Source organism: Rhodovulum sp. YNF3179 (assembly GCF_050586465.1).
GTDB lineage: Bacteria > Pseudomonadota > Alphaproteobacteria > Rhodobacterales > Rhodobacteraceae > CAJXYS01.
Window position 1 is genome coordinate 82,574 of the sequence record NZ_JBOCEG010000002.1, and the last position, 23,991, is coordinate 106,564.

At 69.1% G+C, this 23,991-nt stretch carries 23 protein-coding genes, 1 tRNA gene and 1 other RNA gene; 14 read left to right on the plus strand and 11 right to left on the minus strand.

Annotated features, from left to right (window positions below):
* Nucleotides 1-16: 16 nt before the first annotated feature.
* A tRNA-His gene (locus tag ACQ5SP_RS03350) sits at nucleotides 17-93 on the minus strand.
* Nucleotides 94-212: 119 nt separating this feature from the next.
* Here ACQ5SP_RS03350 and ACQ5SP_RS03355 point away from each other — a divergent pair.
* Nucleotides 213-452 (plus strand): DUF6324 family protein, encoded by a 240-nt coding sequence (locus tag ACQ5SP_RS03355; RefSeq protein ID WP_430936435.1) that lies wholly within the window; start codon nucleotides 213-215, stop codon nucleotides 450-452.
* On the opposite strand, the gene ACQ5SP_RS03360 is transcribed toward ACQ5SP_RS03355, so the two are convergent.
* Complete coding sequence (locus ACQ5SP_RS03360; RefSeq protein WP_430936437.1) at nucleotides 449-895, minus strand: MmcB family DNA repair protein; 447 nt, start codon at nucleotides 893-895, stop codon at nucleotides 449-451. The two genes, ACQ5SP_RS03355 and ACQ5SP_RS03360, sit on opposite strands and share 4 nt — an antisense overlap.
* Nucleotides 896-981: 86 nt before the next feature.
* Here ACQ5SP_RS03360 and ssrS point away from each other — a divergent pair.
* The 8 genes from ssrS (at nucleotide 982) to ACQ5SP_RS03400 (ending at nucleotide 8,561) form a co-directional block, all read left to right on the plus strand.
* Nucleotides 982-1,138, plus strand: a non-coding RNA gene (ssrS, locus tag ACQ5SP_RS03365) — 6S RNA.
* 107 nt (nucleotides 1,139-1,245) lie between these two features.
* Entirely contained in the window at nucleotides 1,246-1,809 is a 564-nt protein-coding gene (locus ACQ5SP_RS03370; RefSeq protein ID WP_430936439.1) for a 5-formyltetrahydrofolate cyclo-ligase, read from the plus strand.
* Between the two features lie 161 nt (nucleotides 1,810-1,970).
* Nucleotides 1,971-2,783: a TIGR00282 family metallophosphoesterase gene (locus ACQ5SP_RS03375; protein ID WP_430936441.1), complete on the plus strand. Its 813-nt coding sequence runs from the start codon at nucleotides 1,971-1,973 to the stop codon at nucleotides 2,781-2,783.
* Nucleotides 2,780-3,703: a DMT family transporter gene (locus ACQ5SP_RS03380; RefSeq protein ID WP_430936443.1), complete on the plus strand. Its 924-nt coding sequence runs from the start codon at nucleotides 2,780-2,782 to the stop codon at nucleotides 3,701-3,703. Before ACQ5SP_RS03375 ends, ACQ5SP_RS03380 begins: the two co-directional genes overlap by 4 nt.
* Before the next feature lie 18 nt (nucleotides 3,704-3,721).
* Nucleotides 3,722-5,500: an SLC13 family permease gene (locus tag ACQ5SP_RS03385; RefSeq protein ID WP_430936445.1), complete on the plus strand. Its 1,779-nt coding sequence runs from the start codon at nucleotides 3,722-3,724 to the stop codon at nucleotides 5,498-5,500.
* An 83-nt stretch (nucleotides 5,501-5,583) separates the two neighbouring features.
* On the plus strand, nucleotides 5,584-6,987 hold the full coding sequence (locus tag ACQ5SP_RS03390; RefSeq protein ID WP_430936447.1) for a helix-turn-helix domain-containing protein: 1,404 nt from the start codon (nucleotides 5,584-5,586) through the stop codon (nucleotides 6,985-6,987).
* Between the two features lie 14 nt (nucleotides 6,988-7,001).
* Nucleotides 7,002-8,012 (plus strand): NADP-dependent oxidoreductase, encoded by a 1,011-nt coding sequence (locus tag ACQ5SP_RS03395; protein WP_430936449.1) that lies wholly within the window; start codon nucleotides 7,002-7,004, stop codon nucleotides 8,010-8,012.
* Nucleotides 8,013-8,084: 72 nt separating this feature from the next.
* The gene (locus ACQ5SP_RS03400) at nucleotides 8,085-8,561 is read left to right on the plus strand and encodes a CoxG family protein (RefSeq protein WP_430936451.1); all 477 of its coding nucleotides are present in this window, start codon (nucleotides 8,085-8,087) and stop codon (nucleotides 8,559-8,561) included.
* Between the two features lie 19 nt (nucleotides 8,562-8,580).
* Here ACQ5SP_RS03400 and ACQ5SP_RS03405 read toward each other — a convergent pair whose 3' ends face one another.
* From ACQ5SP_RS03405 to betI, 5 genes are all read right to left on the minus strand, one after another.
* Entirely contained in the window at nucleotides 8,581-8,820 is a 240-nt protein-coding gene (locus tag ACQ5SP_RS03405; RefSeq protein WP_430936453.1) for a YdcH family protein, read from the minus strand.
* Nucleotides 8,821-8,893: 73 nt separating this feature from the next.
* Nucleotides 8,894-9,469: a hemerythrin domain-containing protein gene (locus ACQ5SP_RS03410; protein ID WP_430936455.1), complete on the minus strand. Its 576-nt coding sequence runs from the start codon at nucleotides 9,467-9,469 to the stop codon at nucleotides 8,894-8,896.
* Nucleotides 9,470-9,510: 41 nt separating this feature from the next.
* Nucleotides 9,511-11,172: a choline dehydrogenase gene (gene betA / locus ACQ5SP_RS03415; RefSeq protein WP_430936457.1), complete on the minus strand. Its 1,662-nt coding sequence runs from the start codon at nucleotides 11,170-11,172 to the stop codon at nucleotides 9,511-9,513.
* Between the two features lie 43 nt (nucleotides 11,173-11,215).
* Nucleotides 11,216-12,724, minus strand: a complete 1,509-nt coding sequence (gene betC, locus ACQ5SP_RS03420; protein WP_430936459.1) for a choline-sulfatase — start codon at nucleotides 12,722-12,724, stop codon at nucleotides 11,216-11,218.
* Nucleotides 12,721-13,308, minus strand: coding sequence for a transcriptional regulator BetI (gene betI / locus ACQ5SP_RS03425; protein ID WP_430936461.1), 588 nt, complete (start codon nucleotides 13,306-13,308; stop codon nucleotides 12,721-12,723). Before betI ends, betC begins: the two co-directional genes overlap by 4 nt.
* Before the next feature lie 78 nt (nucleotides 13,309-13,386).
* On the opposite strand from betI, the gene choX reads away from it, so the two are divergent.
* From choX to choV, 3 genes are all read left to right on the plus strand, one after another.
* Nucleotides 13,387-14,319 (plus strand): choline ABC transporter substrate-binding protein, encoded by a 933-nt coding sequence (gene choX, locus ACQ5SP_RS03430; protein WP_430936463.1) that lies wholly within the window; start codon nucleotides 13,387-13,389, stop codon nucleotides 14,317-14,319.
* 130 nt (nucleotides 14,320-14,449) lie between these two features.
* A complete protein-coding gene (gene choW, locus ACQ5SP_RS03435; protein WP_430936465.1) occupies nucleotides 14,450-15,286 on the plus strand; it encodes a choline ABC transporter permease subunit in 837 nt (278 codons plus the stop codon).
* Entirely contained in the window at nucleotides 15,283-16,308 is a 1,026-nt protein-coding gene (gene choV, locus ACQ5SP_RS03440; protein ID WP_430936467.1) for a choline ABC transporter ATP-binding protein, read from the plus strand. The genes choW and choV overlap by 4 nt, the downstream gene beginning before the upstream one ends.
* A gap of 68 nt (nucleotides 16,309-16,376) precedes the next feature.
* Here choV and ACQ5SP_RS03445 read toward each other — a convergent pair whose 3' ends face one another.
* The gene (locus tag ACQ5SP_RS03445) at nucleotides 16,377-17,282 is read right to left on the minus strand and encodes a DMT family transporter (RefSeq protein ID WP_430936469.1); all 906 of its coding nucleotides are present in this window, start codon (nucleotides 17,280-17,282) and stop codon (nucleotides 16,377-16,379) included.
* A gap of 76 nt (nucleotides 17,283-17,358) precedes the next feature.
* Complete coding sequence (locus ACQ5SP_RS03450) at nucleotides 17,359-18,105, minus strand: YebC/PmpR family DNA-binding transcriptional regulator (RefSeq protein ID WP_430936471.1); 747 nt, start codon at nucleotides 18,103-18,105, stop codon at nucleotides 17,359-17,361.
* Nucleotides 18,106-18,233: 128 nt separating this feature from the next.
* Here ACQ5SP_RS03450 and ACQ5SP_RS03455 point away from each other — a divergent pair, with 128 nt between their 5' ends.
* Nucleotides 18,234-20,015, plus strand: a complete 1,782-nt coding sequence (locus tag ACQ5SP_RS03455; RefSeq protein ID WP_430936473.1) for an SLC13 family permease — start codon at nucleotides 18,234-18,236, stop codon at nucleotides 20,013-20,015.
* A 4-nt stretch (nucleotides 20,016-20,019) separates the two neighbouring features.
* Here the strand turns inward: ACQ5SP_RS03455 and ACQ5SP_RS03460 are convergent, their stop codons facing one another.
* Both ACQ5SP_RS03460 and ACQ5SP_RS03465 read right to left on the minus strand, forming a co-directional pair.
* Nucleotides 20,020-21,240 carry a multidrug effflux MFS transporter gene (locus ACQ5SP_RS03460; protein ID WP_430936475.1) on the minus strand — a complete coding sequence of 407 codons (1,221 nt, stop codon included), beginning with the start codon at nucleotides 21,238-21,240 and terminating at the stop codon, nucleotides 20,020-20,022.
* 58 nt (nucleotides 21,241-21,298) lie between these two features.
* Complete coding sequence (locus ACQ5SP_RS03465) at nucleotides 21,299-22,327, minus strand: trans-3-hydroxy-L-proline dehydratase (RefSeq protein WP_430936477.1); 1,029 nt, start codon at nucleotides 22,325-22,327, stop codon at nucleotides 21,299-21,301.
* Nucleotides 22,328-22,455: 128 nt separating this feature from the next.
* On the opposite strand from ACQ5SP_RS03465, the gene ACQ5SP_RS03470 reads away from it, so the two are divergent.
* A complete protein-coding gene (locus ACQ5SP_RS03470) occupies nucleotides 22,456-23,988 on the plus strand; it encodes an acyl-CoA carboxylase subunit beta (RefSeq protein ID WP_430936479.1) in 1,533 nt (510 codons plus the stop codon).
* Nucleotides 23,989-23,991: the final 3 nt, after the last annotated feature.

Here is a 23,991-nt window from a genome sequence, read left to right on the forward strand (position 1 = left end):
GGCGTCGGTCGGGAAGTGGTACCGCCTCCCCGGCTCGAACGGGGGACCTCTTGATCCACAATCAAGCGCTCTAACCTACTGAGCTAAGGCGGCACCGTGACGCGCGATTTAGCGTTGCCGGCGCGGGAATGCAAGGCCTTCGCGCGGCCCGCGACGCTTGAATTGCCCCCGGTTTCACCGTATCGACCCGATCCGGAACAGGAGTGCGGGCCATGGGCATCGACAAGGAAAGCGACATCGCGGCGAATCTGCAGATCGGGCCGACCTCTCTCGGCATGGTGCGGATCTACGTCGCCGCCGAGGGCGGGCTGGAACTGCCGCTCGACTTCGATCCCGAGGAGGCCGAGGAGATCGCCGAGGAAATCCGCCTGGCGGCGGCGCGGGCGCGCTCGATGAGCGAGCCGGGCGGCGGGGGCGGCAAGGCCGGCAAGAAAAAGGGCAAGACCGGCTAGCGCGGCTCGAGTGCCGCGCCGGGATCGCGCAGCGCCTGCAACCGCAGCGCCGCGTGCCGGGCGAATTTCTGCGTCAGCGCGCGGCGCCGCGCGCCGGCCAGCCGCGACTCGGGTCCCATGCGCAGGATCTCGGCGTCATAGGCATCGGCAAGGATCAGGCCGGTCTCCGCCGGCAGGAGCGCCTGGGGAAAATCCGCATCCACCGCCCAGAAGAACCGGTCGCACCAGTCGAGATAACCCGACCACTTGGCGTCCGACAGGAAATCCGCGCGCGACGACTTGCATTCGACCACCCAGAGCTCACCCTTCGGCCCCAACGCCATCACGTCCACGCGCAGCCCCGGCGCGGGCACGAATTCCTCGATGCAGGCGAATCCGTGCCCGGCGAGATGGCGCGCGGCGCCGCGGGCGAGAAGCTGTCCGGGGGCGAGATCCTGGGGCATGGGGGAATAATGAACAATCCGTGAACACGGGGCAAGACCCGCTGCCCCTTGCCGGCGCGCAGCACCGGGCCTATGTTGCGCCTTGGCGGGTACTGCCCTTCTCGTGAAGAGGTCAAATTCCAGTGGCCTTAATCTTTTCCGAGGGAGCCGGCTCTGTCGGGGTCCTGGCCTCGTTACCTGGCGCCCACCTGTGTATGCAGGCTCTCGGGAATTGAGCGCCTCCACGGCCGTGGTGGGCCCGCCGCGTTTCCCCCGGCATGTCGTTTTCGCGCCGCCACCCGTCCCCGACGCGCGTGGCAGGTGGCGGCGCGTCCGGTTAGGCTGGGCCGCACCGACCCGCGGAGATCCCGATGACAGACATGACCGCGCTGAAAGCCGAGACCCGCAAGGCCGCCTTCGCACGGCGCAAGGCCGCGGCCGGTCGGCAGGCCGAGGAGGCGGCGACGGCGCATCTGCTGGCGCTGCTCCGCGCCGAGACCGCCGGAGCGGTGGCCGGCTACATGAAGATCCGCACCGAGATCGACCCGGTCGGCGCGATGGCCGCGCTGGTCGCCGCGGGCCGCCCGGTCTGCGTCCCGGTGATCACCGGGCCGGGCCGCCCGCTTGCCTTCCGGGCCTGGACGCCCGCGGCCGAGATGATCGACGGCCCCTTCGGCGCCCGGGTTCCCGCGGCCGGTTCCTGGATCACGCCGGCCGCGTTGATCGTGCCGCTCCTGGCCTTCGATCGCGACGGGTTCCGGCTGGGCTACGGCGGCGGGTTCTACGACCGCACGCTCGAGAGGCTGCGCGCCGCGGCACCGGTCCTGGCGGTGGGCTTCGCCTTCGCGGGCCAGGAAATGGAGACCGTCCCCACCGAGCCCACCGACCAGCGCCTCGACGCGATCGTGACCGAGACGGGCGTGATCCGGCCCTGACGGGCCGGAGCCGCTGCGCGGCGATCCATGCCTCCGGCGGGGATATTTCCGCCACTTGGATGGGGCGTTCCGGGTTTCCAAGTGGTCGAAATATCCCCGCGCGCGGCGCGCGCGGAACCGCGCCGCTCGACAAGGGCGCGCGGCGGGCCTAGGAGAGAGGCATGAGACTGCTTTTTCTGGGCGACGTTGTGGGGCGCGCGGGCCGTGCCGCGATCCGGGACCGGCTGCCGGGGCTGCGGGCGGACTGGAAGCTCGACTTCGTCGTGGTCAATGGCGAGAACGCCACCGGCGGCATGGGGCTGTCGGCGGCCCATGCCGGGCTGATCCTCGAGGCGGGCGCGGACGTCATCACGCTGGGCGATCATGCCTTCGACCAGAAGGAGATGCTGACCCATATCGAGCAGGAGCCCCGCATCCTCCGCCCGCTCAACTTCGCCAAGTCGGCGCCGGGGCGCGGCGCGCGCGTGTTCGAGGCGCGGGGCGGCCGGCGCGTGCTGGTGACCCAGGCCCTGGGGCAGGTCTTCATGAAACGGCCCTTCGACGATCCGTTCTCGGCGCTGGAGCCGGTGCTGAAGGCGCATCCGCTGGGCGGGCAGGCCGATGCGGTGATCGTGGATTTCCATGCCGAGGCAACCTCGGAGAAGATGGCCGCCGGCCATTGGTGCGACGGCCGGGCGAGCCTCGTGGTGGGCACCCATACCCATGTTCCCACGGCGGATGCGCAGATCCTTTCGGGGGGGACCGCCTACCTGACTGACGCCGGCATGTGCGGCGACTACGATTCGGTCATCGGCATGGAAAAGACCGAGCCCATGCGCCGCTTCATCACCGGAATGGGCCGAGAGCGCTTCACCCCCGCGATGGGCACGGCGACGCTCTCGGGGGTTCTGGTCGAGACCGACGACGCCACGGGGCGCGCCTTGACGGTCACCATGATCCGCGCGGGCGGCCGGTTGCAGGACTCCCTGCCGTGACAGCCCCGGTTCCGCCGGTCCTGATCCTGCTGGCGCTCGGGGCTGGCTGGGGCATCACCCAGCCGCTGGCAAAGATCGCGGTCTCGGAGGGCTACCGGCATTTCGGCATCATCTTCTGGCAACTGGTCATCTCGGCGCTGGTTCTGGGCGTGATCGCCCTGCTGCGCGGCCAGCGCCTGCCGATGACCCCGCGCCACCTGAGGCTTTATCTCGCCATCGCCTTCCTGGGGACGATCCTGCCGAATTCCGCCTCTTTCCAGGCGGCGCGGTTCCTGCCGGCGGGAATCCTGTCGATCCTGATCTCGCTGGTGCCGATGTTCGCGCTGCCCATCGCGCTGGGCTGGCGGCTGGAGCGGTTCAGCTGGCGGCGGCTGGCCGGGATCCTCTGCGGCGCGGGGGCGGTCGTGCTGATCGTCGGGCCGGATGCCAGCCTGCCCGACCCGGCGATGGCCGTCTACGTGCCGCTGGCGATGATCGCCCCCTTCTTCTACGCGGTGGAGGGCAACTATGTGGGGCGCTTCGGCACGCTCGATATCGGCCCGCTGCGCACGCTCCTCGGTGCGGCGCTGGTCGGCGTGCCGGTGGCGGCGGCGCTGGCGCTGGGCACGGGGCAGTTCATCGACCCGCGCGGGCCCTGGGGCGCGCCGGATCAGGCGGTGGTCGCGGCGTCGGTCATCCATGCCCTCGTCTATGCGGGCTATGTCTGGCTGGTGGGCCGGGCCGGGTCGGTCTTCGCCGCGCAGGTGGCGTATCTCGTGACGCTGTCCGGCGTGCTCTGGGCGATGCTGCTGCTGGGCGAGCGGTACGCGGGCTGGGTCTGGGCGGCGCTGGCGCTGATGCTGGCGGGGCTGTTCCTCGTGCAGCCGCGGCCCCGCGACGCGGTTGCCGCCATCCGGCCGGCGGGGCAGGATGCGGGCTGAGGCAGAAGGGGCGCGGCGATGATCGACCTGTCCGGCATAGCGATGGCAGAGCCGATCCTGGCGCTGGCGGTCGTCGCCGCGATGTTCACGCTCTTCGTGCGCGAGGTCTATCCGACCGAAGTGGTGGCGCTGGCCGGCGTGGCGGTGATGCTGTTCCTCGGGATCCTGCCCTACGACACCGCGCTCGACGTGTTGTCGAACCCGGCGCCCTGGACCATCGCGGCGATGTTCATCGTCATGGGCGGGCTCGTCAGGACGGGCTCGCTCGACTGGTTTACCCAGCACGCGGAGCGCTGGGTCGGCACGCGCCCGGTGATGGCGCTCGGGGCGCTGCTGGGCTTCGTGATCGCGGCCTCGGCCTTCGTGTCCAACACGCCCGTCGTCGTGGTGATGATCCCGGTCTTCGTCCAGCTGTCCCGGTCGCTCGGCGTCTCTGCCTCGAAGCTTCTGATGCCGCTCAGCTACGCGGCGATCCTGGGCGGCACGCTGACGCTGATCGGCACGTCGACGAACCTGCTGGTCGACGGCGTGGCCCGCACGCATGGCATGGAGCCCTTCACCATCTTCGAGGTCACGCCGCTCGGGCTGGTCCTCGTTGCCTGGGGAATGCTCTACCTGGGGCTCGTCGGGCGTCACCTCCTGCCCCGGCGCGAGACCATGGCCAACCTGCTCTCGGACAAGTCGAAGATGAAATACTTCACCGAGGTCGCCGTGCCGGAAGAGTCCGAGCTGATCGGCCAGCCGGTGCGCGAGGTCGATCTCTTCCGCCGCGAGGGCGTGCGGCTGATCGACGTGTTGCGCGGCGACGCGTCGCTTCGGCGGGATCTCTCGGGGGTGACGCTGGAAGCGGGCGACCGGGTGGTGCTGCGCACCGAGATGTCGGAGTTGCTGGGCCTGCAGCAGAACAAGAACCTGCGCATGGTCGACAAGCTGTCCTCCGTCGAGACCACGACCGTCGAGGCGCTGATCTCCCCGGGCTGCCGGATGATCGGGCGCTCGCTCGGGTCGCTGCGCCTGCGGCGGCGCTACGGGGTCTATCCGCTGGCGGTGCACCGGCGGAACCAGAATATCGGCCGCCAGCTCGACGATCTCGTCGTGCGGGTGGGCGATACCCTGCTGCTCGAAGGTGCGCCGGAGGACATCCAGCGCCTGGCCGCGGACATGGACATGGTCGATATCGCGCAGCCCTCGGCGCGCGCCTATCGCCGCGGCCACGCGCCGCTGGCGCTGGGGGCGCTGGCCATGATCGTGGTGCTGGCCGGGCTCGGGGTCGCGCCGATCTTTTTCCTGGCTCTGGCCGCGGTGGCGCTGATCCTGCTGACGCGCTGCATCGATGCCGAGGAAGCCTTCGGTTTCATCGACGGGCGGCTGCTGGCGCTGATCTTCTCGATGCTGGCCATCGGCGCCGCGCTCGAGGCGTCCGGGGCCGTCAGCCTGATCGTGGAGGCGGTCAGCCCCTACCTGATGGGCCTGCCGCCCTGGCTGATCGTCTGGGCGATCTACCTGCTGACCTCGGTGCTGACGGAGCTGGTCTCGAACAACGCCGTCGCGGTGGTGGTCACGCCGATCGCCATCGGACTCGGCGCGGCGCTCGGCGTCGATCCGCGGCCGCTGGTGGTGGCGGTGATGGTGGCGGCCTCGGCCAGCTTCGCGACGCCGATCGGCTACCAGACCAACATGATGGTCTATGGCCCGGGCGGCTATCGCTTCACCGACTTCCTGAAGATCGGGATCCCGCTCAACCTCTCGGTCGGCATCGTCGCAAGCCTCGTGATCCCGCTGATCTGGCCGCTCTGAGCCGGCAAAAGCGCTTGCGCCAATCGGTTTGCAAAGGCTAGGCAGGATATCGGCAAATCCGCAAAGCCGGGGTGCGGCAGGGCATGGCGACACAGAAACTCTATGCAGGCGTGAAGCTGCGCGAGACGCGGGTGCGGCTGGGGCTGACCCAGAAGGATTTCGCCGGCAAGCTCGGCGTTTCGCTGCCCTACCTCAACCAGATGGAGAACAACCACCGCCCGGTCTCGACCGGCGTCGTGCTGGCGCTGGCGCAGGAATTCGGCTTCGACGTGACCGAGCTTTCCACCGGGGATGCCGAGCGCATGGTCACCGACATGCGCGAGGCGCTGGCCGACCCGGTCTTCGGCGAGGCCACGCCGCCGCTGGCCGATCTGCGGCTGGCGGCGTCGAACGCGCCGGCGCTGGCGCGGGCCTTCCTGGAACTGCACCGGGCGTATCGCCAGACCCATGAGCGGCTCGCGTCGCTCGACGAGGCGCTGGGCCGCGAGGACAGCGCCATCGCGCCGTCGCCCTGGGAAGAGGTGCGCGACTTCTTTCACTATTGCGACAATTACATCGACGCGGTGGACCGCGCCGCCGAGCGCGTGGCGACGAGCCTCGCCGCGGACGGCGAGGGCGGGCCGGCCGCCTGCATGGCCTATCTCGCGGCACGGGGGGTGACGGTGCGCCTGGCCGACGGGCCGGTGCTGCGCCGCTACGATCCCGCGCGGGCGGAGCTGACGCTGGCGGCGCGGACCGCGCCGGCGACGCAGCATTTCCAGCTTCTGCACCAGATCGCGCTGCTGACGCAGGCGGATCTGCTCGACGCGACGCTGGACTTCGCCCGTTTCCAGTCGGAAGAGGCGCGCGACATCGCCAAGATCGGGCTGGCCAATTATTTCGCCGGCGCGGCGCTGCTGCCCTACACCGCCTTCCTGGAGGCCGCCCAGGACTGCCGTCATGATCTCGAGGTGCTGGCCGACCGGTTCGGGGCCTCGATCGAACAGGTGGCGCACCGGCTCTCGACCCTGCAGCGCCCCGGCGCCAAGGGGGTTCCCTTCTTTTTCGTCCGCGTCGACCAGGCCGGGACCATCACCAAGCGCCACTCGGCCACGCGGCTGCAATTCGCGCGGTTCGGCGGGGCCTGCCCGCTGTGGAACGTGCACCGCGCCTTCGAGACGCCGGGCCAGTTCCTGCGCCAGCTGGCCGAGACGCCGGACGGGGTGCGCTATCTCTGCCTTGCGCGTGACGTGTCGAAGCCCGGCGGCAGTTTCAAGGCGCCGGTGCGGCGCTACGCCATCGGCCTCGGCTGCGAGGTGCGCCACGCCGGCGCGCTGGTCTATGCCGACGATCTCGATATCGGCAACAGCGCCGCCTTCGAGCCGATCGGCATTTCCTGCCGTATCTGCGAGCGGGTGAACTGCCACCAGCGCTCGGTCCCGCCGCTGGAGCGGCCGCTGCGCGTGGATCATGATGAGCGGGGCGTGCTGCCCTACCGGATCGACTGACAGAGGAGAGAGGCATGACCGCAACCCCGAACCGCCGCGTCGTCCTGGCCGAGCGACCCAAGGGCGTGCCGGAACCGCGCCATTTCCGCGTCGAGGAGGTGGACCCGGTGCCGCCCCGCGACGGCGAGGTTCTGGTGCGCGTCTCGCACTGGTCGGTGGACCCCGCGATGCGCGGCTGGGTCAACGACGTGCCCAACTACCTGCCGCCGGTCGCGATCGGCGCGGTGATGCGCAGCTTCGCCGTGGGCGAGGTGGTCGAGAGCCGTCATCCCGGCTTCGCCCCGGGCGAGGTGGTGACCGGCATGCTGGGCTGGCAGCGGATGGCCACCGTTCCGGGCGAGGCCATCGACCGCAAGGTGGCCGAGACCGACCTGCCGCCCTCTCTGGCGCTGGGAATACTGGGTCTGAACGGGGTGACCGCCTATCTGGGGCTGACCACGGTGGCGGATCCGCAGCCGGGCGAGACGGTCGTGGTCTCCACCGCCGCCGGCGCGGTCGGGTCGGCCGTGGGCCAGATCGCCAGGGCGCTCGGCTGCCGGGCCGTCGGGATCGCCGGCGGGCCGGAGAAGGTCGCGCTCTGCCGCGAGGCCTATGGCTATGACGCGGCGCTCGATTACAAGGCCGGCGGGCTCGATGCGGGGCTGGCCGCGGCCTGTCCCGACGGCGTCGACGTCTATTTCGACAATACCTGCGGGCCGATCTCGGACAGGGTGATGGGCCACCTGGCGCAGAACGCGCGGGTCGTGATCTGCGGAACCGCCGCGATCACCGACTGGGATCCGCTGCCGCAGGGGCCGCGCGTCCACCGCCAATTGCTGGTCAAGAGGGCCCGGATGCAGGGCTTCCTGGCCTTCGATCACAAGGATCGCTACGCGGAAACCATCGACAGGCTCGCCGGCTGGGTCCGCGACGGCACCCTGACCTGGCGCGAGCATGTCTTGGACGGCGCCGAGGCGGCGCGGGATGCCATCGGGATGCTCTACCGCGGTGAGAACACCGGCAAACTGATCGTCGCCGTCGACTGAGCCCGCCGTTTTGGCGATTGATCCGGTCGCAGGGCGCGGCTATCCAGATCGAAACGAAACGGGGAGAGCCGCATGGAACTCAAGGGAAGCCGCACCATCGCCGCCGATCGCGCAACGGTCTGGGCCGCGCTGAACGATCCAGAGGTGCTGAAGGCCTGCATCCCCGGATGCCAGGAGCTGACCGGCGCGCCCGAAGAGGGCTTCGAGGCGGTGGTCAAGCAGAAAGTCGGCCCGGTCAAGGCGACCTTCAAGGGCCAGGTGGAGCTGTCGAACGTCGAGCCGATGGAAAGCTACACCATCTCCGGCGAGGGCAAGGGCGGCGTGGCCGGGTTCGCCAAGGGCGCGGCCGACGTGGCGCTGGCCGATGCCGAGGACGGCGGCACGGAACTGACCTACGACGTCGAGGCGAAGGTGGGCGGCAAGCTCGCGCAGCTGGGTTCGCGGCTCATCCACGGTTTCGCCACCAAGATGGCCGACCAGTTCTTCGAGAATTTCAAGGACGAGGTCGAAGGCGCCGGCGCCAAGGCGGACGCCGGCGAAGAGGAATAGCCCGAACGGGCGGGCCGGATCAGGCGGCGCTGAGCGCCCGCCAGATTTCGTCTTTCAGGGCCATGCGCTTCTTGCGCATCTCTTCCTCGTGCAGTTGCTCGGTCGGCTCGACGTTCGTCTCTGCCCGGTGCACCGCGCGGTTGATCTCGTGATACTCGTCCACGAGCTTCGCGAAATGCGCGTCCGAGGTCTTCAGCGCATGGATCTTCTCGGCGTATTCGGGAAATTCCTCGGACAGTTCGTGCGGCGTATGGGACATGCGTTTCTCCTTGGGTGTCTGTTCCGTCCGACCCTAGCCAGTCGTCCGGGGCCGAACCTTGATCCGCGTCAAATCAGCCGTGCAGATCGGGGCCGTGTTTCAGGATGACCGGCACCACCAGGTCCTCCTCGTCCACGAGGTGGCGGTCGAGAAAGGGCGCGAAGCCGCCGAGCGCGGCATGGAGCCGGCCGGTGTCGTCGGTGGCGTCGCCCGCGCCGAGGCCGCGCAGCACCGCGTTCGCGGCATTGGCCAGGGCGTTCAGGTGGCCGTCCAGCGCGTGATGATCGGCGTCGAGCAGCTCGAACCCGGCCGCGAGCCGGGACTCCCGTCCCGAGAGCATGGGGAAATACTGGTGATCCTCGATCATGTGGTGGCCGTGCAGCTCGTTGAGGAACATGCCCCCCAGCCGCGACAGGCGCTGGCCATAGGCGCGCGGCGCGATCCGGCGGTCCAGCATCGCCTCGGCGTCGGTCTGCAGCCGGGCGAGGATCTCGCGGAACATGAGGTGGCGCTCCAGCCAGAAGCGGGTCAGCCCGTCGAAATTCGGGTGGCTTTCCCAGCTTTCACGCGGGTAGTCCTCCAGCAGGACGCGCAGCGCGTCCGGCAGGCCGGTGCGGGTTTCGAGCGTCTTGGAGGATCCTTCGGTCACCCGCCAAGAGCTATCCGCCCGGCGCGCGGTGTCAATGCCCCTCAGCGCTGGGCGGTGCGCCAGTCCGGGTGAATCCACGGCGCGTCGTTGGCCGGGGGCAGGGGGGTGCGGCCCAGGACGTGATCGGCGGCTTTCTCGCCCACGAGGATCGAGGGCGCGTTGATGTTGCCATTGGTGATCCGCGGAAACACCGAACTGTCGGCCACCCGCAGCCCGTCGACGCCGATCACCCGGCATTCCGGGTCGACCACGGCCCGCGGATCGTCGCGGCGGCCCATCTTCGCCGTGCCGCAGGGGTGGTAGGCGCTTTCCACGTGCTCGCGCACGAAATCGTCCAGCGCGTCGTCGGATTGCACCGCGTCACCGGGCTGGATCTCGTGGCGGACATAGGGCGCGAAGGCCGGCTGGGCGAAGAGCTCGCGGGTCAGCCGGATGCAGCGGCGGAAATCGATCCAGTCCTGCTCCGTGCTCATGTAGTTGAAGAGGATCCGCGGCGCCTCGGCCGGGTCGGCGCTGCGCAGCGTCACCGCGCCGCGCGATGGGCTCCGCATCGGGCCGACATGGGCCTGGAAGCCGTGCCCCTCGGCGGCGGCCTTGCCGTCGTAGCGCACCGCGAGCGGCAGGAAGTGATACTGGATGTCGGGGTAATCGACCCCGGCGCGCGAGCGGATGAAGGCTGCGCTCTCGAACTGGTTGGAGGCGCCGAGCCCGGTGCCGGTGAAGAGCCACTGTGCCCCGATCAGCGCCTTCCCGAGGAGGTTCCAGTAACGATAGAGCGTGATCGGCTGCGCCGCCGCCATCTGGATGTAAAGCTCCAGGTGGTCCTGCAGGTTGCGCCCGACGCCGGGGCGGTCGGCGACCACCTCGATCCCATGCTCGGCCAGGTGCCCGGCCGGACCGATTCCCGACAGCATGAGCAGCTTCGGCGTGTTGATCGACGAGGCGGCCAGGATCACCTCGCGGCGGGCGCGGACGGTCTCGACCCGGCCGCCGCGTTCGATCTCGACGCCGGTGGCGCGGCCGTCCGCGATCACCACGCGGCGGGCGAGACCGCGCAGGAGATCGCAGTTGGCCCGCTTGAGCGCCGGTTTCAGATAGGCGTTCGCGGCCGACCAGCGCCGGCCGCGCCAGACGGTCTGTTCCATCGGGCCGAAGCCTTCCTGCTTCTCGCCGTTGTAGTCGCCCGTCACCTCGTAGCCGGCCTGCCGCCCGGCCTCGACAAAGGCCGCGTGCAGCGGATTGTTCCGCGGCCCGCGCCCGACATGGAGTGGGCCGTCGGTGCCGCGCCAGGCCGGGTCCCCGCCCTGGCCGCCGGCATGCCAGTTTTCCAGCCGCCTGAAATAGGGCAGCACGTCGGCGAAGCCCCAGCCGTCGGCGCCGGCCTCTGCCCAGTGGTCGTAGTCGCGCGCATGGCCCCGCACATAGACCATCCCGTTGATCGACGAGGAGCCGCCGATCACCTTGCCGCGCGGGCAGGCGAGCCGCCGCCCGCCCAGATGCGGTTCCGGCTCGGAGCTGTAGCCCCAGTCGTAGCGGCGCATGTTCATCGGATAGCTGAGCGCCGCGGGCATCTGGATGAAGGGCCCGGCATCGGTGCCGCCATGCTCGATCACCAGCACGGAATGACGGCCGTCCTCCGACAGCCGGTAGGCCATGGCGCAGCCCGCGCTGCCTGCGCCCACGATCACGAAATCGGCTTCCATCACTCTTCTCCTGTGCCGTCGTCCGCCCGCGCGCCAGCGCCCGTCATTCGCCGCGCGGGAAGCGCTGCGCGTCCTCCACCACGTTGAGATCCATGTGGTTGCGCATGAACCGGTCCGACGCGTCGCGCAGCGGCTGGTAGTCCCACGGGTAATAGGCGCCGTTGCGGAGCGCCTCGTAGACCACCCAGCGCCTGGCCTGGCTCTCGCGCACCTCGGCGTCGAACCGGGCGAGATCCCAGCGCTCGTCCGCCATCTCGCGGAAGCCGGCCAGCGTTCCGGCGCAGGCAGGGTCGCCGGCGCGGTTCTCCAGCTCGTGCGGGTCGGCCTCGAGATCGAAGAGCTGCTCGGGGTCCAGCGCGCAGCGGGTGTATTTCCAGCGTCCGTGCCGCAGGCAGACCAGGGGCGCGTAGCTCGCCTCGGCCGCGTATTCGATGGCCACGGGCGTCTGCCGCGCCGTGCCGCCCGCATAGGGCAGCAGGCTCTCGCCATCGGTCCAGGGCAGCACCTCGTCCATCGAGACCCCGGCGAGATCGCAGAGCGTCGGGGTCACGTCGACGGTCGAGACCGGGTCGGCCACCCGCCCCGGTGCCAGGCCCGGTGCCGCGATCATCAGCGGCACGCGCGACGCGCCCTCGAAGAAGGACATCTTGAACCAGAGCCCGCGCTCGCCCAGCATGTCGCCGTGATCCGAGACGAAGAGGATGATCGCCTCCTGCCGGGTCCGCTCCAGCACGTCCAGAAGCTGGCCGATCTTCTCGTCGAGATAGCTGACATTGGCGAAATAGGCCCGGCGCGACCGGCGGATGTCGTCCTCGGCAATGTCGAAGCTGCGCCAGTCGTTGGCGTCGAAGATCCGCTGCGAATGCGGGTCGTGATCCGCGTAGTCCATGGCCGGGACCGCGGGCAGCAGGTGATCGCACGCGGCGTAGAGATCCCAGAACCTGCGCCGCGCCACATAGGGATCGTGCGGATGGGTGAAGCTGACGGTCAGGCACCAGGGCCGGTCGTCATGGCCGCGCGCGAGATCGTAGAGCTTCTGCTCGGCCATGAAGGCGACCTCGTCGTCGTATTCCATCTGATTGGAGATCTCGGCCACGCCGGCGCCCGTGACCGAGCCGAGGTTGTGATACCACCAGTCGATCCGCTCGCCCGGCTTGCGGTAATCCGGCGTCCAGCCGAAATCGGCGGGATAGATATCGGTGGTGAGCCGCTGCTCGAAGCCGTGCAGCTGGTCGGGGCCGACGAAATGCATCTTGCCGCTGAGACAGGTCTGGTAGCCCGCGCGCCGCAGGTGATGGGCGTATGTCGGGATATCCGAGGCGTATTCCGCGGCATTGTCGTAGACGCGGGTGCGGTGTGGCAGCTGGCCGGCCATGAAGCTCGCCCGTCCCGGCGCGCAGAGCGGGCTGGCCGTGTAGGCGTTGGCGAAGCGCACCGACCGCGCGGCCAGCCGGCGCAGGTTCGGGGTGTGCAGCCAGTCGGCCGGCCCGTCCGGAAACAGCGTCCCGTTCAACTGGTCGACCATCAGGATGAGGATGTTCGGTTTCGTCATTGCTGCCCCGCCGCGTCGAGTTCCCGGTCCAGGTATCCCAGCGCTAGCGCAACCGCCTGCGCCCGGTCGAGCGACAGGCCCGCCAGCGCCTGGCGGATATAGACCCCGTCGATCATCGCGCCGATCCCCTGCGCGATGGCCGGGGCACGGTCGCCCGCCAGCGGTCGCAGGTCATGCACGAGGTTCGACTGCAGCCGGCGCTGGTAGATCCGCAGCAGCCGCCAGGCATCCTGCGAGGTCTGCGCCTGGACGTAGAAGTTCAGCCAGGCCGCGATGACCTCGGCGCGAAAGTTCTCGTGCTCGAAACTGGCCTTCACGATGGCTTCGACCCGGGCGCGCGGGCCGTCCGCCACGGCCAGCGCGGCGCGCACCTGCGCGCCGTAGACGCCCAGGATATGGCGCATCGCCGCGAGGAAGATCTGCTCCTTGCCGCCGAAATAGTGATGCGCCAGCGCGCTCGACATGCCGGCGCGCTTGGCGATCTGGCTGACCGTGACGTCGAGCGACCCCCGCGCGCCGATCTCGGCGATGGTCGCTTTCACCAAGGCTTCCCTTCGGATAGGCTCCATTCCGAGCTTCGGCATCCCGGCCCCCGTGCTGTTGCAATCCGAAGCTAAGTGGTTTTTAATTGACTCGTCAATCAAGAAAACAGGGAGCTTCCCATGACCTCCATCCGCTCGACCCTTCTGGCCTCCGCCGCGAGCCTCGCCATGGCCGGCAGCGCCGCCGCGAATTGCGATAGCGTGACCTTCTCGGATGTCGGCTGGACCGACATCACCGCCACGACCGCCGCGACGACGCTGGTGCTGGACGCACTCGGCTACGAGACCGACATCAAGGTGCTGTCGGTGCCGGTGACCTACACCTCGCTGGCCGAGGGCGACATCGACGTCTTCCTCGGGAACTGGATGCCGACCATGGAAGCCGATATCGCGCCTTACCGCGAGGCCGGCACGGTCGACACGGTCCGCGCCAATCTCGAGGGGGCGAAATACACCCTCGCCACCAATGCCCAGGGCGCGGCGCTGGGCATCACCTCCTTCGGCACGATTGCCGACCAGGCCGAGGCGCTGGAACGCGAGATCTACGGCATCGAGCCGGGCAATGACGGCAACCGGCTCATCATGGAAATGATCGAGTCGGGCGCGTTCGGGCTCGACGGCTTCGAGGTGGTCGAAAGCTCCGAGCAGGGCATGCTGGCGCAGGTCGGCCGGGCCGTCCGCCGGGAAGAGCCGATCGTCTTCCTCGCCTGGGAGCCGCACCCGATGAACGCCAATTACGACATCACCTACCTGACGGGCGGCGACGACTGGTTCGGCCCCAATCTCGGCGGCGCGACGGTCTACACCAACACCCGGGCCGGCTATGTCGAGGACTGCCCGAATGTCGGGCAGTTCCTGCAGAATCTCGAATTCACGCTGGCGATGGAGAACGAGATCATGGGCGCGATCCTGAACGACGGCGAGGATCCGCAAGACGCCGCGCGCGCCTGGATCTCGGCCAACCCGGACGCGCTCGACGCCTGGCTGGACGGTGTCCAGACCGCGGGCGGCGAAGACGGCCTCGCGGCGGTCCGGGCCGAACTCGGCCTCTGAGCCGGCGGCCTGACGCCAATCTCCCTCCCCCCGGAACGGGGGAGGGTCCGGGAGCGGAGAGGACAAGCGCCGGCCAACGGCGCGCCCCGGTGCAGCGCCGCCGCTTCGTCACGCACGCAGGGACAGATGCATGAACTGGCTCACCGACAACAAGATCCCCGTGGGCGACGGCGCCGCCGCCGTCTTCGACTGGCTTCAGGACAACGCCGCGGTCTTCTTCGACGCGCTTGCCATCGGCATGGAGAACCTGATCGACGGGTTGCTCTGGGTGCTGCAGACGCCGCACCCGCTCTTGGTGATCGCCGTGCTGGTGGCGCTGACCTGGGCGCTGCAGCGCAGCTGGAAGACCTGCCTCTTCGTGGCGCTGGGCTTTCTGTTCATCCTGAACCAGGACTACTGGGAAGAAACGACCGAGAGCCTGACGCTGGTGCTGGCCTCCTGCGTGGTCTGCATGGGCGTGGGCGTGCCCATCGGCATCGCCGCGGCGCACCGGCCGCGGCTCTACGCGGGCATGCGCCCGGTGCTCGACCTGATGCAGACCCTGCCGCCCTTCGTCTACCTGATCCCGGCCATCGTCTTCTTCGGGATCGGCATGGTGCCGGGGCTGATGGCCACGGTGATCTTCGTGGTGCCGGCGCCGATCCGGCTGACGCATCTCGGGATCTCCTCGACGCCGCAGTCCCTGCTCGAGGCCGCGCAGGCCTTCGGCGCCACGCCGCGCCAGACGCTCTGGAAGGTCGAGCTGCCCTACGCGCTGCCACAGATCATGGCCGGGCTGAACCAGACCATCATGCTTTCGCTGTCGATGGTGGTGATCGCCGCGCTGGTCGGGGCCGACGGGCTCGGGGTGCCGGTGGTGCGGGCGCTCAACCAGGTCAACACCGCGCTCGGCTTCGAGTCGGGCTTCATCATCGTCGTCGTCGCGATCATCCTCGACCGCATGCTCAAGATGGAGCGCCGCCCATGACCACCGCCGTGGATTTCGACAAGGTCTCCATCGTCTTCGGCGACCATCCCGAAACCGCCCTGCCGCTCATGGATGCCGGCCAGTCCCGGGCCGAGATCCAGGCCGCCACCGGCCAGGTGCTGGGCGTGCATGACTGCTCGCTCACCGTCGAGACGGGCGAGATCGTCGTGTTGATGGGGCTCTCGGGGTCGGGCAAGTCGACCCTGCTGCGCGCGGTCAACGGGCTCAACCCGGTGGTCCGCGGAAGCGTGCGGGTCAATGACGGCGACGCGATGGTCGACGTCACCCATGCCGATGCCAGGACGCTGCGGCGCATGCGGCTGCAAAACATCGCCATGGTCTTCCAGCAGTTCGGCCTGCTGCCCTGGCGCAGCGTGCGCGACAATGTCGGGCTCGGACTCGAGCTTGCCGGGCTGCCGGCCACGGACCGCCGCGCGCAGGTCGAACGCCAGCTCGAGCTGGTCGGCCTCGCCGACTGGGCCGACCGCAAGGTGGGCGAGCTCTCGGGCGGAATGCAGCAGCGCGTGGGCCTGGCGCGTGCCTTCGCCACCGACGCGCCGATCCTGCTGATGGACGAACCCTTCTCGGCGCTCGATCCGCTGATCCGCACCCGGCTGCAGGACGAGCTGCTGGACCTGCAGTCGAAGCTGGCGCGAACTATCATCTTCGTCAGCCACGACCTCGACGAGGCCTTCAAGATCGGCGACCGGATCGCGATCATGGAAGGGGGGCGCATCGTGCAATGCGGCCGCCCGCAGGAGATTTTCTCGCGCCCCGCCAACGACTACGTGGCCGATTTCGTGGCGCATATGAACCCGCTCGGCGTCCTGACGGCGCGCGACGTGATGGAGCCCTCGACCGGCCGGCACGACGCGACCGTGCCGCCCGACGCCGTGATCCAGTCGGTCATGGAAGAGGTCAAGGCCGCCCGCGCGCCGATCGGCGTGGTCGAGAACGGCGCGGTGATCGGCCAGATCACCCGCGACACCGTGATCGCCAAGCTTCTGGACCCGCGGGGCTGACGGGCCCCTTCATCGTTCCGGAAATATCCTCGGGGGTCCGGGGGCAGACAGCCCCCGGGGCCCGCCACTCAGAGCTTCGCGGCCGCGTCGGGCGGCGTCGCCGCGCGCCGGCGCAGCGCGGACTCGCGCCACGAGATAAAGCTGACCGCGCCGACCACCATCGAGCCGCCGAGCACCACCCAGGGATCGAAGGCCTCGCCGAAGACGAAAATCCCGAGCAGCGTGGCCCAGACCAGCTGCAGGAAGGTCACGGGTTGCGTCACCGCCAGCGGCGCGGCCTCGAAGGCGCGGGTCATGCTGTAATGTCCCGCCGTGGCGAAGAAGGCCACCAGCAAGAGCCAGAGCAGCTGGACCGGCGTGGGCGGCACCCAGACGACCGCCGCGAAGGGGGCGAGCCCGATGGTGACCCCGACCGACAGGAGCCCCACCACCGCGAGCGGGCTGATCTCCGCCGTCAGGCGCTTGGCCATGAGGTAGGAGACGGCGAAGGCCGGCGCGGTGAAGAGCATCGCAATATGCCCGGACGACAGCTCGCGGAAGCCCGGGCGCAGGATCACCAGCGCGCCCGCCAGCGCCACCAGGATCGCCGCGATCCGCCGCGAGGCCAGTCGCTCGCCCAGGAAAAGCGCCGCCCCGACGGAAATGTAGACCGGCGCGAGGTAGTTCATCGCGGTGACGTCCGCGATCGGGATCCGTGCCATGGCGAAGAACCAGAGGATGACGGCCAGCGTATGCGCCGCCGCGCGCAGCCCCGCGAGCGTCGCGCCCCGCCGGCCCAGCCCCGAGCGCAGCATCGGCCGGATCATCGGGATCACGAAAACCAGTCCCAGCGCGTAGCGCAGGAAGGCCGCCTGCGCGGCGGGAACGGCCTGGCCCAGGTGTTTCACCGTCGCGGTCACGGCGACGAAACAGAGCCCGGTCAGGAGCATCCAGAGGATCCCGGCGAGCGGGCGGTGGGCGGGGCTCTCGGACATGGCGGCGATCTGACCCGATCGGACCGGGGGCCGCAAGGGGCAGGCGGCCGATGCCGGGCCGGCGCGGCCGGCCGGCTCAGGCCGACAGCTGGGCCATCACCTCGTCGGAGATCTCGAAATTCGCCGTGACCTTCTGCACGTCGTCGTCGTCTTCCAGGGCCTCGAGCAGTTTCATCAGCTTCTGCGCGTTCTCGAGATCCAGCTCGGTGGTGGTCTGGGGCTTCCAGATCAGGCGGGTCGACTCGCTCTCGCCCAGCTGGGCCTCCAGCGCCGAGGCGACCTCGTGCAGATCGGTGTCGGCACAGTAGACGATGTGCCCGTCCTCGGCGCTTTCCACGTCCTCGGCACCGGCCTCGATGGCGGCCATCATCACCGTGTCGGCGTCACCGGCGTCCGCGGGGTAGGTGATCTCGCCCTTGCGGTCGAACATGAAGCTGACCGCGCCCGTCTCGCCGAGGTTGCCGCCGTTCTTGGAAAAGGTCGACCGCACGTTCGACGCCGTGCGGTTGCGGTTGTCGGTCATCGCCTCGACGATCACGGCCACGCCGTTCGGCCCGTAGCCCTCGTAGCGGATTTCCTCGTAATCCTCCGAGTCGCCGCCCTGCGATTTCTTGATCGCCCGCTCGATCACGTCCTTCGGAACCGAGTTCGACTTGGCCTCCTTGATCGCGAGCCTGAGCCGCGGGTTCTTCTCGGGGTCCGGGTCGCCCATCTTGGCGGCGACCGTGATCTCCTTGGAGAGCTTCGAGAACAGCTTGGAACGCGCCGCGTCCTGGCGGCCTTTCCGGTGCTGGATATTCGCCCATTTCGAATGGCCTGCCATGGCACTCTCTCCGTTCCGGGAAATCGGTCTGCCTGTCTATAGGGCAGGGCGCGGGGAACGTGCAAGACCGCCAGGGCGTTGCATATGTCCGCGCAATGGGCTTGTCTGTCGCCGACAGGGAGCATGCCGTGACGACCGACCAGATTATCCTTTTTGCCATTTTCCTCGTCGTCTTCGTGTTCCTGATCTGGGGGCGCTGGCGCTATGACCTGGTGGCCTTCACCGCGCTGCTGAGCGGCGTGGTCCTCGGGGTGGTCCCCTCCGACCGGGCCTTCGACGGTTTCGGGCATCCCGCGACCATGGTGGTGGCGCTGGTGCTGGTGGTCTCGGCGGGGCTGGTGCGCTCGGGCGCGGTACAGCTGATCACCCGGACGCTGATCGACAGTTCCCGCCCGCTCGGCTGGCACATCGCCACGATGGGCAGCGTGGGCGCCGTGTTCTCGGGGTTCATGAACAACGTGGCGGCGCTGGCGCTGCTGATGCCGGTCGACATCCAGACCGCGCGCAAGGCCGGGCGCAATGCCGGGCTCAGCCTGATGCCGCTGTCCTTCGCGACGATCCTGGGCGGCATGGTGACGCTGATCGGCACCCCGCCCAACATCATCATCGCCACCTTCCGCGAGGACCGTCTGGGCGAGTCCTTCGCCATGTTCGACTTCGCGCCGGTCGGCGCGGTCGCGGCGCTGGCCGGGCTGGTCTTCATCGGCACGGTCGGCTGGCGGCTTATCCCGCAGCGCGACGGCGAGGCCAGCGCCGGCGAGAACCTGATGGAAAAGGCTCGCTACGTCGCCGAGCTGACCGTGCCCGGGGAGTCGGAGGTCGTGGGCCGGAAGATCCGTGACCTGCACGAGACCGAGGAAGAGACCGACGCCGCGGTGATCGGGCTGGTCCGCGACGGCAAGCGCCGTTTCGGCCGATCGCGCAACGCGACGCTGCGCGCCGGCGACGTCCTGGTGCTGGACGCCACGCCCGAGGCCCTCGACGAGTTCCGCACCGCGCTCAGGCTCGGGTTTTCCGATACCGAGCGCGAGGATAAGCTCGACGCCGCCGGCGAGGGGCTCGAACTGCTCGAGGTGGTGGTTCCCGAACAGTCGCGCATCACCGGCAAGACCGCCCAGAGCATCGGGCTCTCCTGGCGCCAGCAGACGATCCTGATGGGCATCTCGCGCAAGGGGCGCGAGCTCACGAGCCAGGTGCGCAAGGCGGTGGTCCATCCCGGCGACATCCTGCTGCTGCTGGTTCCGGCGGGCCGCGAGAACGACGTCACCGAATGGCTCGGCTGCCTTCCGCTGGCCGAACGCGGGCTCAAGGTGACCAAGCAGGACAAGACCTGGCTGGCCATCGGGATCTTCGCCGCCGCGGTCGCGGTCGCGAGTTTCGGCTATATCTCCGTGCCCGTGGCGCTGGGCATCGTGGTGGCGCTGTTCCTGATCATGCGGATCGTTCCGATCTCGGAGGTCTACGAGCACGTGGAATGGCCGGTCGTCGTCTTGCTGGGCTCGATGATCCCGCTCGGCACGGCGCTCGAGGAGGCGGGCGGCACGGCGCTGGTGGCCAACGCGCTGACGGGACTCACGGGCGGCTTTCCCGCCTGGGCGATCCTCGCTATCCTCATGGCCGTGACGATGACGCTCTCGGACGTTCTGAACAACACGGCGACGACCATCGTGGCCGCCCCCGTCGCCATGGAGATCGCCGACACGCTGGGCGCGAATCCCGATCCGTTCCTCATGGCGGTGGCGGTGGCGGCATCCTGCGCGTTTCTGACGCCGATCGGCCACAAGAACAACACCCTGATCCTCGGTCCCGGCGGTTATGCCTTCGGCGATTATTGGCGAATGGGCCTGCCGCTCGAGGGGCTGGTGATCGGCGTGTCGGTTCCGATGATCCTGCTGGTCTGGCCGCTCTGAGCGGTCAGGCGCCGCGGCGCAGCCGACGCTCGCGCTGCAGCACATAGGCCATCGAAAGCACGGCGGCGAACGCGGTGAGGAACATGATCCACTGCAACGGCAGCGCGCCCGAGCCCGTCGTCAGCATGGCGCCCGCCAGCGCCGACAGGGCGGCGCCGCCGCCGATCATGATCGCCCCGCCGAGCCCGCTGGCGGTGCCGGCCAGGTGCGGGCGCACCGACAGCATGCCCGCGGTGGCGTTCGGCAGCACCATGCCGTTGCCGAGCCCCACGAAGGTCATGAAGCCGAAAAAGGCCAGCGCACTGCCGAGCCCGGCATAGCTCACCACCAGCGACAGCCCGAGCCCGCCGGCGCAAAGCAGCGTGCCCCAGGCGAGCATCCGGTTGATGCCGTAGCGCACGGCATAGCGCCCGGTGAAGAAATTGCCCGCCGCGTAGCCGAGCGCCGGCGCCCCGAAATAGAAGCCGAGCACCGCCGGCGTCAGGGCGTAGACCTCGGAGCCGACGAAGGGCGCGCCGCCCAGATAGGCGAAGAACGCCCCCGAACAGAACGCCGCGGTCAGCGCGTAGCCCCAGAAGCGCCGTGCCGTCAGGAGTTCGGGATACTGGCGGAACTGTTCGGCGAAGCTGGACGACCGGGCGGTCGCCGTCTCGCCCTGGTCGGCCCAGGAGAGCCAAAGCACGAACAGGCCGCCGAGGAACAGCATCACGAAATTCGCCTGCCAGCCGAAGGCCTCGTCGAGCACCCCGCCGATCGCGGGGCCGATCATCGGCACCACGGCCATGCCCATGGTGACATAGCCGATCATGCTGGCCGCCTGGTCGCCGGGCACCATGTCGCGGACGATCGCGCGGCTCAGCACCATGCCGGTGACGATGACCGCCTGGCCCATGCGGCAGGCCAGGAAAAGCTCGGCGGTGGGCGCGACCAGGCAGCCGAGCGTGAAGATCAGGAACAGGACCGCGGACCAGAGGATCACCGGGCGTCGTCCGAAGCGGTCGGAGACCGGCCCGATCACCACCTGCAGCGCGGCATTCACCGCGAGGTAAAGCGCGACCGACAGCTGCATGACGCTGTATTCGGCCTCGAAATAGGCGGTCATGCTGGGCAGAGAGGGCAGAAACACGTTCATCGCCAGCGCCGAGAGGCCGGCGAAGACGACGAGCGTGAAGATGTGGGGCGGGGTGGTCCGGTCGAGGAACCGGACATCGGGTCGCGCGGTCATGGCCGGACCTTAAGCCGCTGGCCGCGATTGTCCATTGCATTCGCAACGGAACGCCGCGTCAGGGCATGCGCGGCCAGGTGTCGGTCATCCGGTAGCCCTCGGGCCAGGGATCGTCGGGATCGCGCATCAGCTGGTGGGTGCCGGTGATCCAGGCCCGGCCGCGGATTTCCGGGATGATCGCGGGACGGCCGGCAACCTGCGTTTCTTCCGCGATGCGGCATTCGAACCGCCCGCCGAGCATCGCGCGCCCGGTGAAGCGGTCGCCCGGTCCCATCGCGCCCCGCGCGGCCATGACCGCCATACGGGCCGCGCAGCCCGTTCCGGTCGGGGAGCGGTCGACCTTGCCCGGGTCGATGACGACGGCCGAAAGGCCCTCGGGGCCGTCCGGGCCATCTGCGACGGGCGCGGTGAACTGGCAGAACGAGATATGCCGCCAGGGTGCGGCGGGATGCGCGAAGCCGAGTTGCGCGTTGGCCGCGCGGGTGATCCGCGCCCCGAGCGCCGCGATCTCGTCGGCGCGCTCGGGCACGAGCTCGAGACCGGCCTCCTCGGCGCGCACGATCACGAAACTGTCGCCGCCATAAGCCGTGTCGACCGTGAGCCGCCCCAGCCCCGGCACGTCGAGCGGGGCGTCCAGCCGGTCGGCGAAGGACGCCACGCCGCGAAAGCGGATATCGCGGGCCTTGCCGTTCTCGCAGCGCGCGGTCACCGCGATGGGGCCTGCCGGGGCCTCGATCACGAAGCGCGTCTCGGGGCCGGTGATCGGCACCATCCCGGTCTCGAGCAGCACGGTGGCCACGCAGATCGTGTTCGAACCGGACATCGGCGGCGTGTGTTCCGGCTCCATGATCAGGAAGCCCCACGCGGCCTCGGGGGCGCGTGGCGGCACGATCAGGTTCACGTGCCGGAAGACGCCGCCGCGCGGCTCGTTCAGCAAGAAGCGGCGCAGGCGGCCGTCACGCGCGAGATGGTCGCGCTGCTCCCAGAGCGTTTCGCCCGGCGGCGGCGCGACGCCGCCGGTGACGACGTCGCCGACCTCGCCCTCGGCATGGGCCGAGACGACGTGGATGAGGCGATCAGTCCGCACCGGAATTCGCAAATTTGCATTTAGCCTGCAGGGTGGTGCCAATAATTTGCAAATTTGCCATGTTTTTCTTCCGCGAAAGCCCCGCGCCGCGTATCGTCCGGCGATAAATCCAGGGGGGAGCATACGCGATGAAGGATATCCTGCAAGAACTCGAGACCCGCCGCGACCAGGCCCGGCTCGGCGGCGGCGAGAAGCGGGTCGACGGGCAGCACGCCAAGGGCAAGCTGACGGCGCGCGAGCGGCTGGAGCTGTTGCTCGACCCGGGCTCCTTCGAAGAGTTCGACATGTTCGTGGCGCATCGCTGCACCGATTTCGGCATGCAGGAAAGCCGCCCCTATGGCGACGGGGTCGTGACCGGCTGGGGCACGATCAACGGGCGCATGGTCTATGTCTTCAGCCAGGATTTCACCGTGATGGGCGGCTCGGTGTCCGAGACCCACGGCCAGAAGATCTGCAAGATCATGGACATGGCGATGCAGAACGGCGCGCCGGTGATCGGCCTGAACGATTCGGGCGGGGCGCGTATCCAGGAGGGCGTCGCCAGCCTCGCGGCCTATGGCGAGGTGTTCCAGCGCAACATCGAGGCCTCGGGCGTCATTCCCCAGATCAGCGTGATCATGGGCCCCTGCGCCGGCGGCGCGGTCTATTCCCCGGCGATGACCGACTTCATCTTCATGGTGAAGGACAGCTCCTACATGTTCGTGACCGGGCCCGACGTCGTGAAGACCGTCACCAACGAGGTCGTCACCGCCGAGGAACTGGGCGGGGCCAAGACGCACACCTCCAAGTCGTCGGTGGCCGACGCGGCCTTCGAGAACGACATGGAGGCGCTGATGGAGGTGCGCCGCCTGATCGACATGCTGCCGCTCAACAATCGCGAGCGACCGCCGCACCGTCCGTTCTTCGACGATCCGGATCGGGTCGAAACGGCGCTCGACACCATCGTGCCCGAGAACCCGAACCAGCCCTACGACATGAAAGAGGTCGTGCGCAGCGTCGCCGACGAGGGCGACTTCAACGAGATGCAGGCCGATTTCGCCAAGAACATCATCACCGGGTTCATCCGGCTCGAGGGCCAGACCGTGGGCGTGGTGGCGAACCAGCCGATGGTGCTGGCCGGCGTGCTCGACATCGACTCGGCGCGCAAGGCGGCGCGCTTCGTCCGGTTCTGCGACTGCTTCGAGATCCCGATCCTGACCTTCGTGGACGTGCCCGGATTCCTGCCGGGGACCAAGCAGGAATATGACGGGATCATCAAGCACGGCGCCAAGCTGCTCTTCGCCTATGGCGAGGCCACGGTGCCGAAGGTGACCGTCATCACCCGCAAGGCCTATGGCGGGGCTTATGTGGTCATGTCGTCCAAGCATCTGCGGGGCGACTTCAACTACGCCTGGCCGACCTCCGAGGTCGCGGTGATGGGCGCCAAGGGCGCGACCGAGATCCTCTACCGGTCCGAACTGGGCGACCCCGACAAGATCGCCCGCCGGACCAAGGATTACGAGGATCGCTTCGCCAACCCGTTCGTCGCGGCGGAACGCGGCTTCATCGACGAGGTGATCCAGCCGCGCTCGACCCGCAAGCGGGTCTGCCGGGCCTTCGCCTCGTTGCGGACGAAGACGCGGGGCATGCCCTGGAAGAAGCACGACAACATCCCGCTTTGAGGG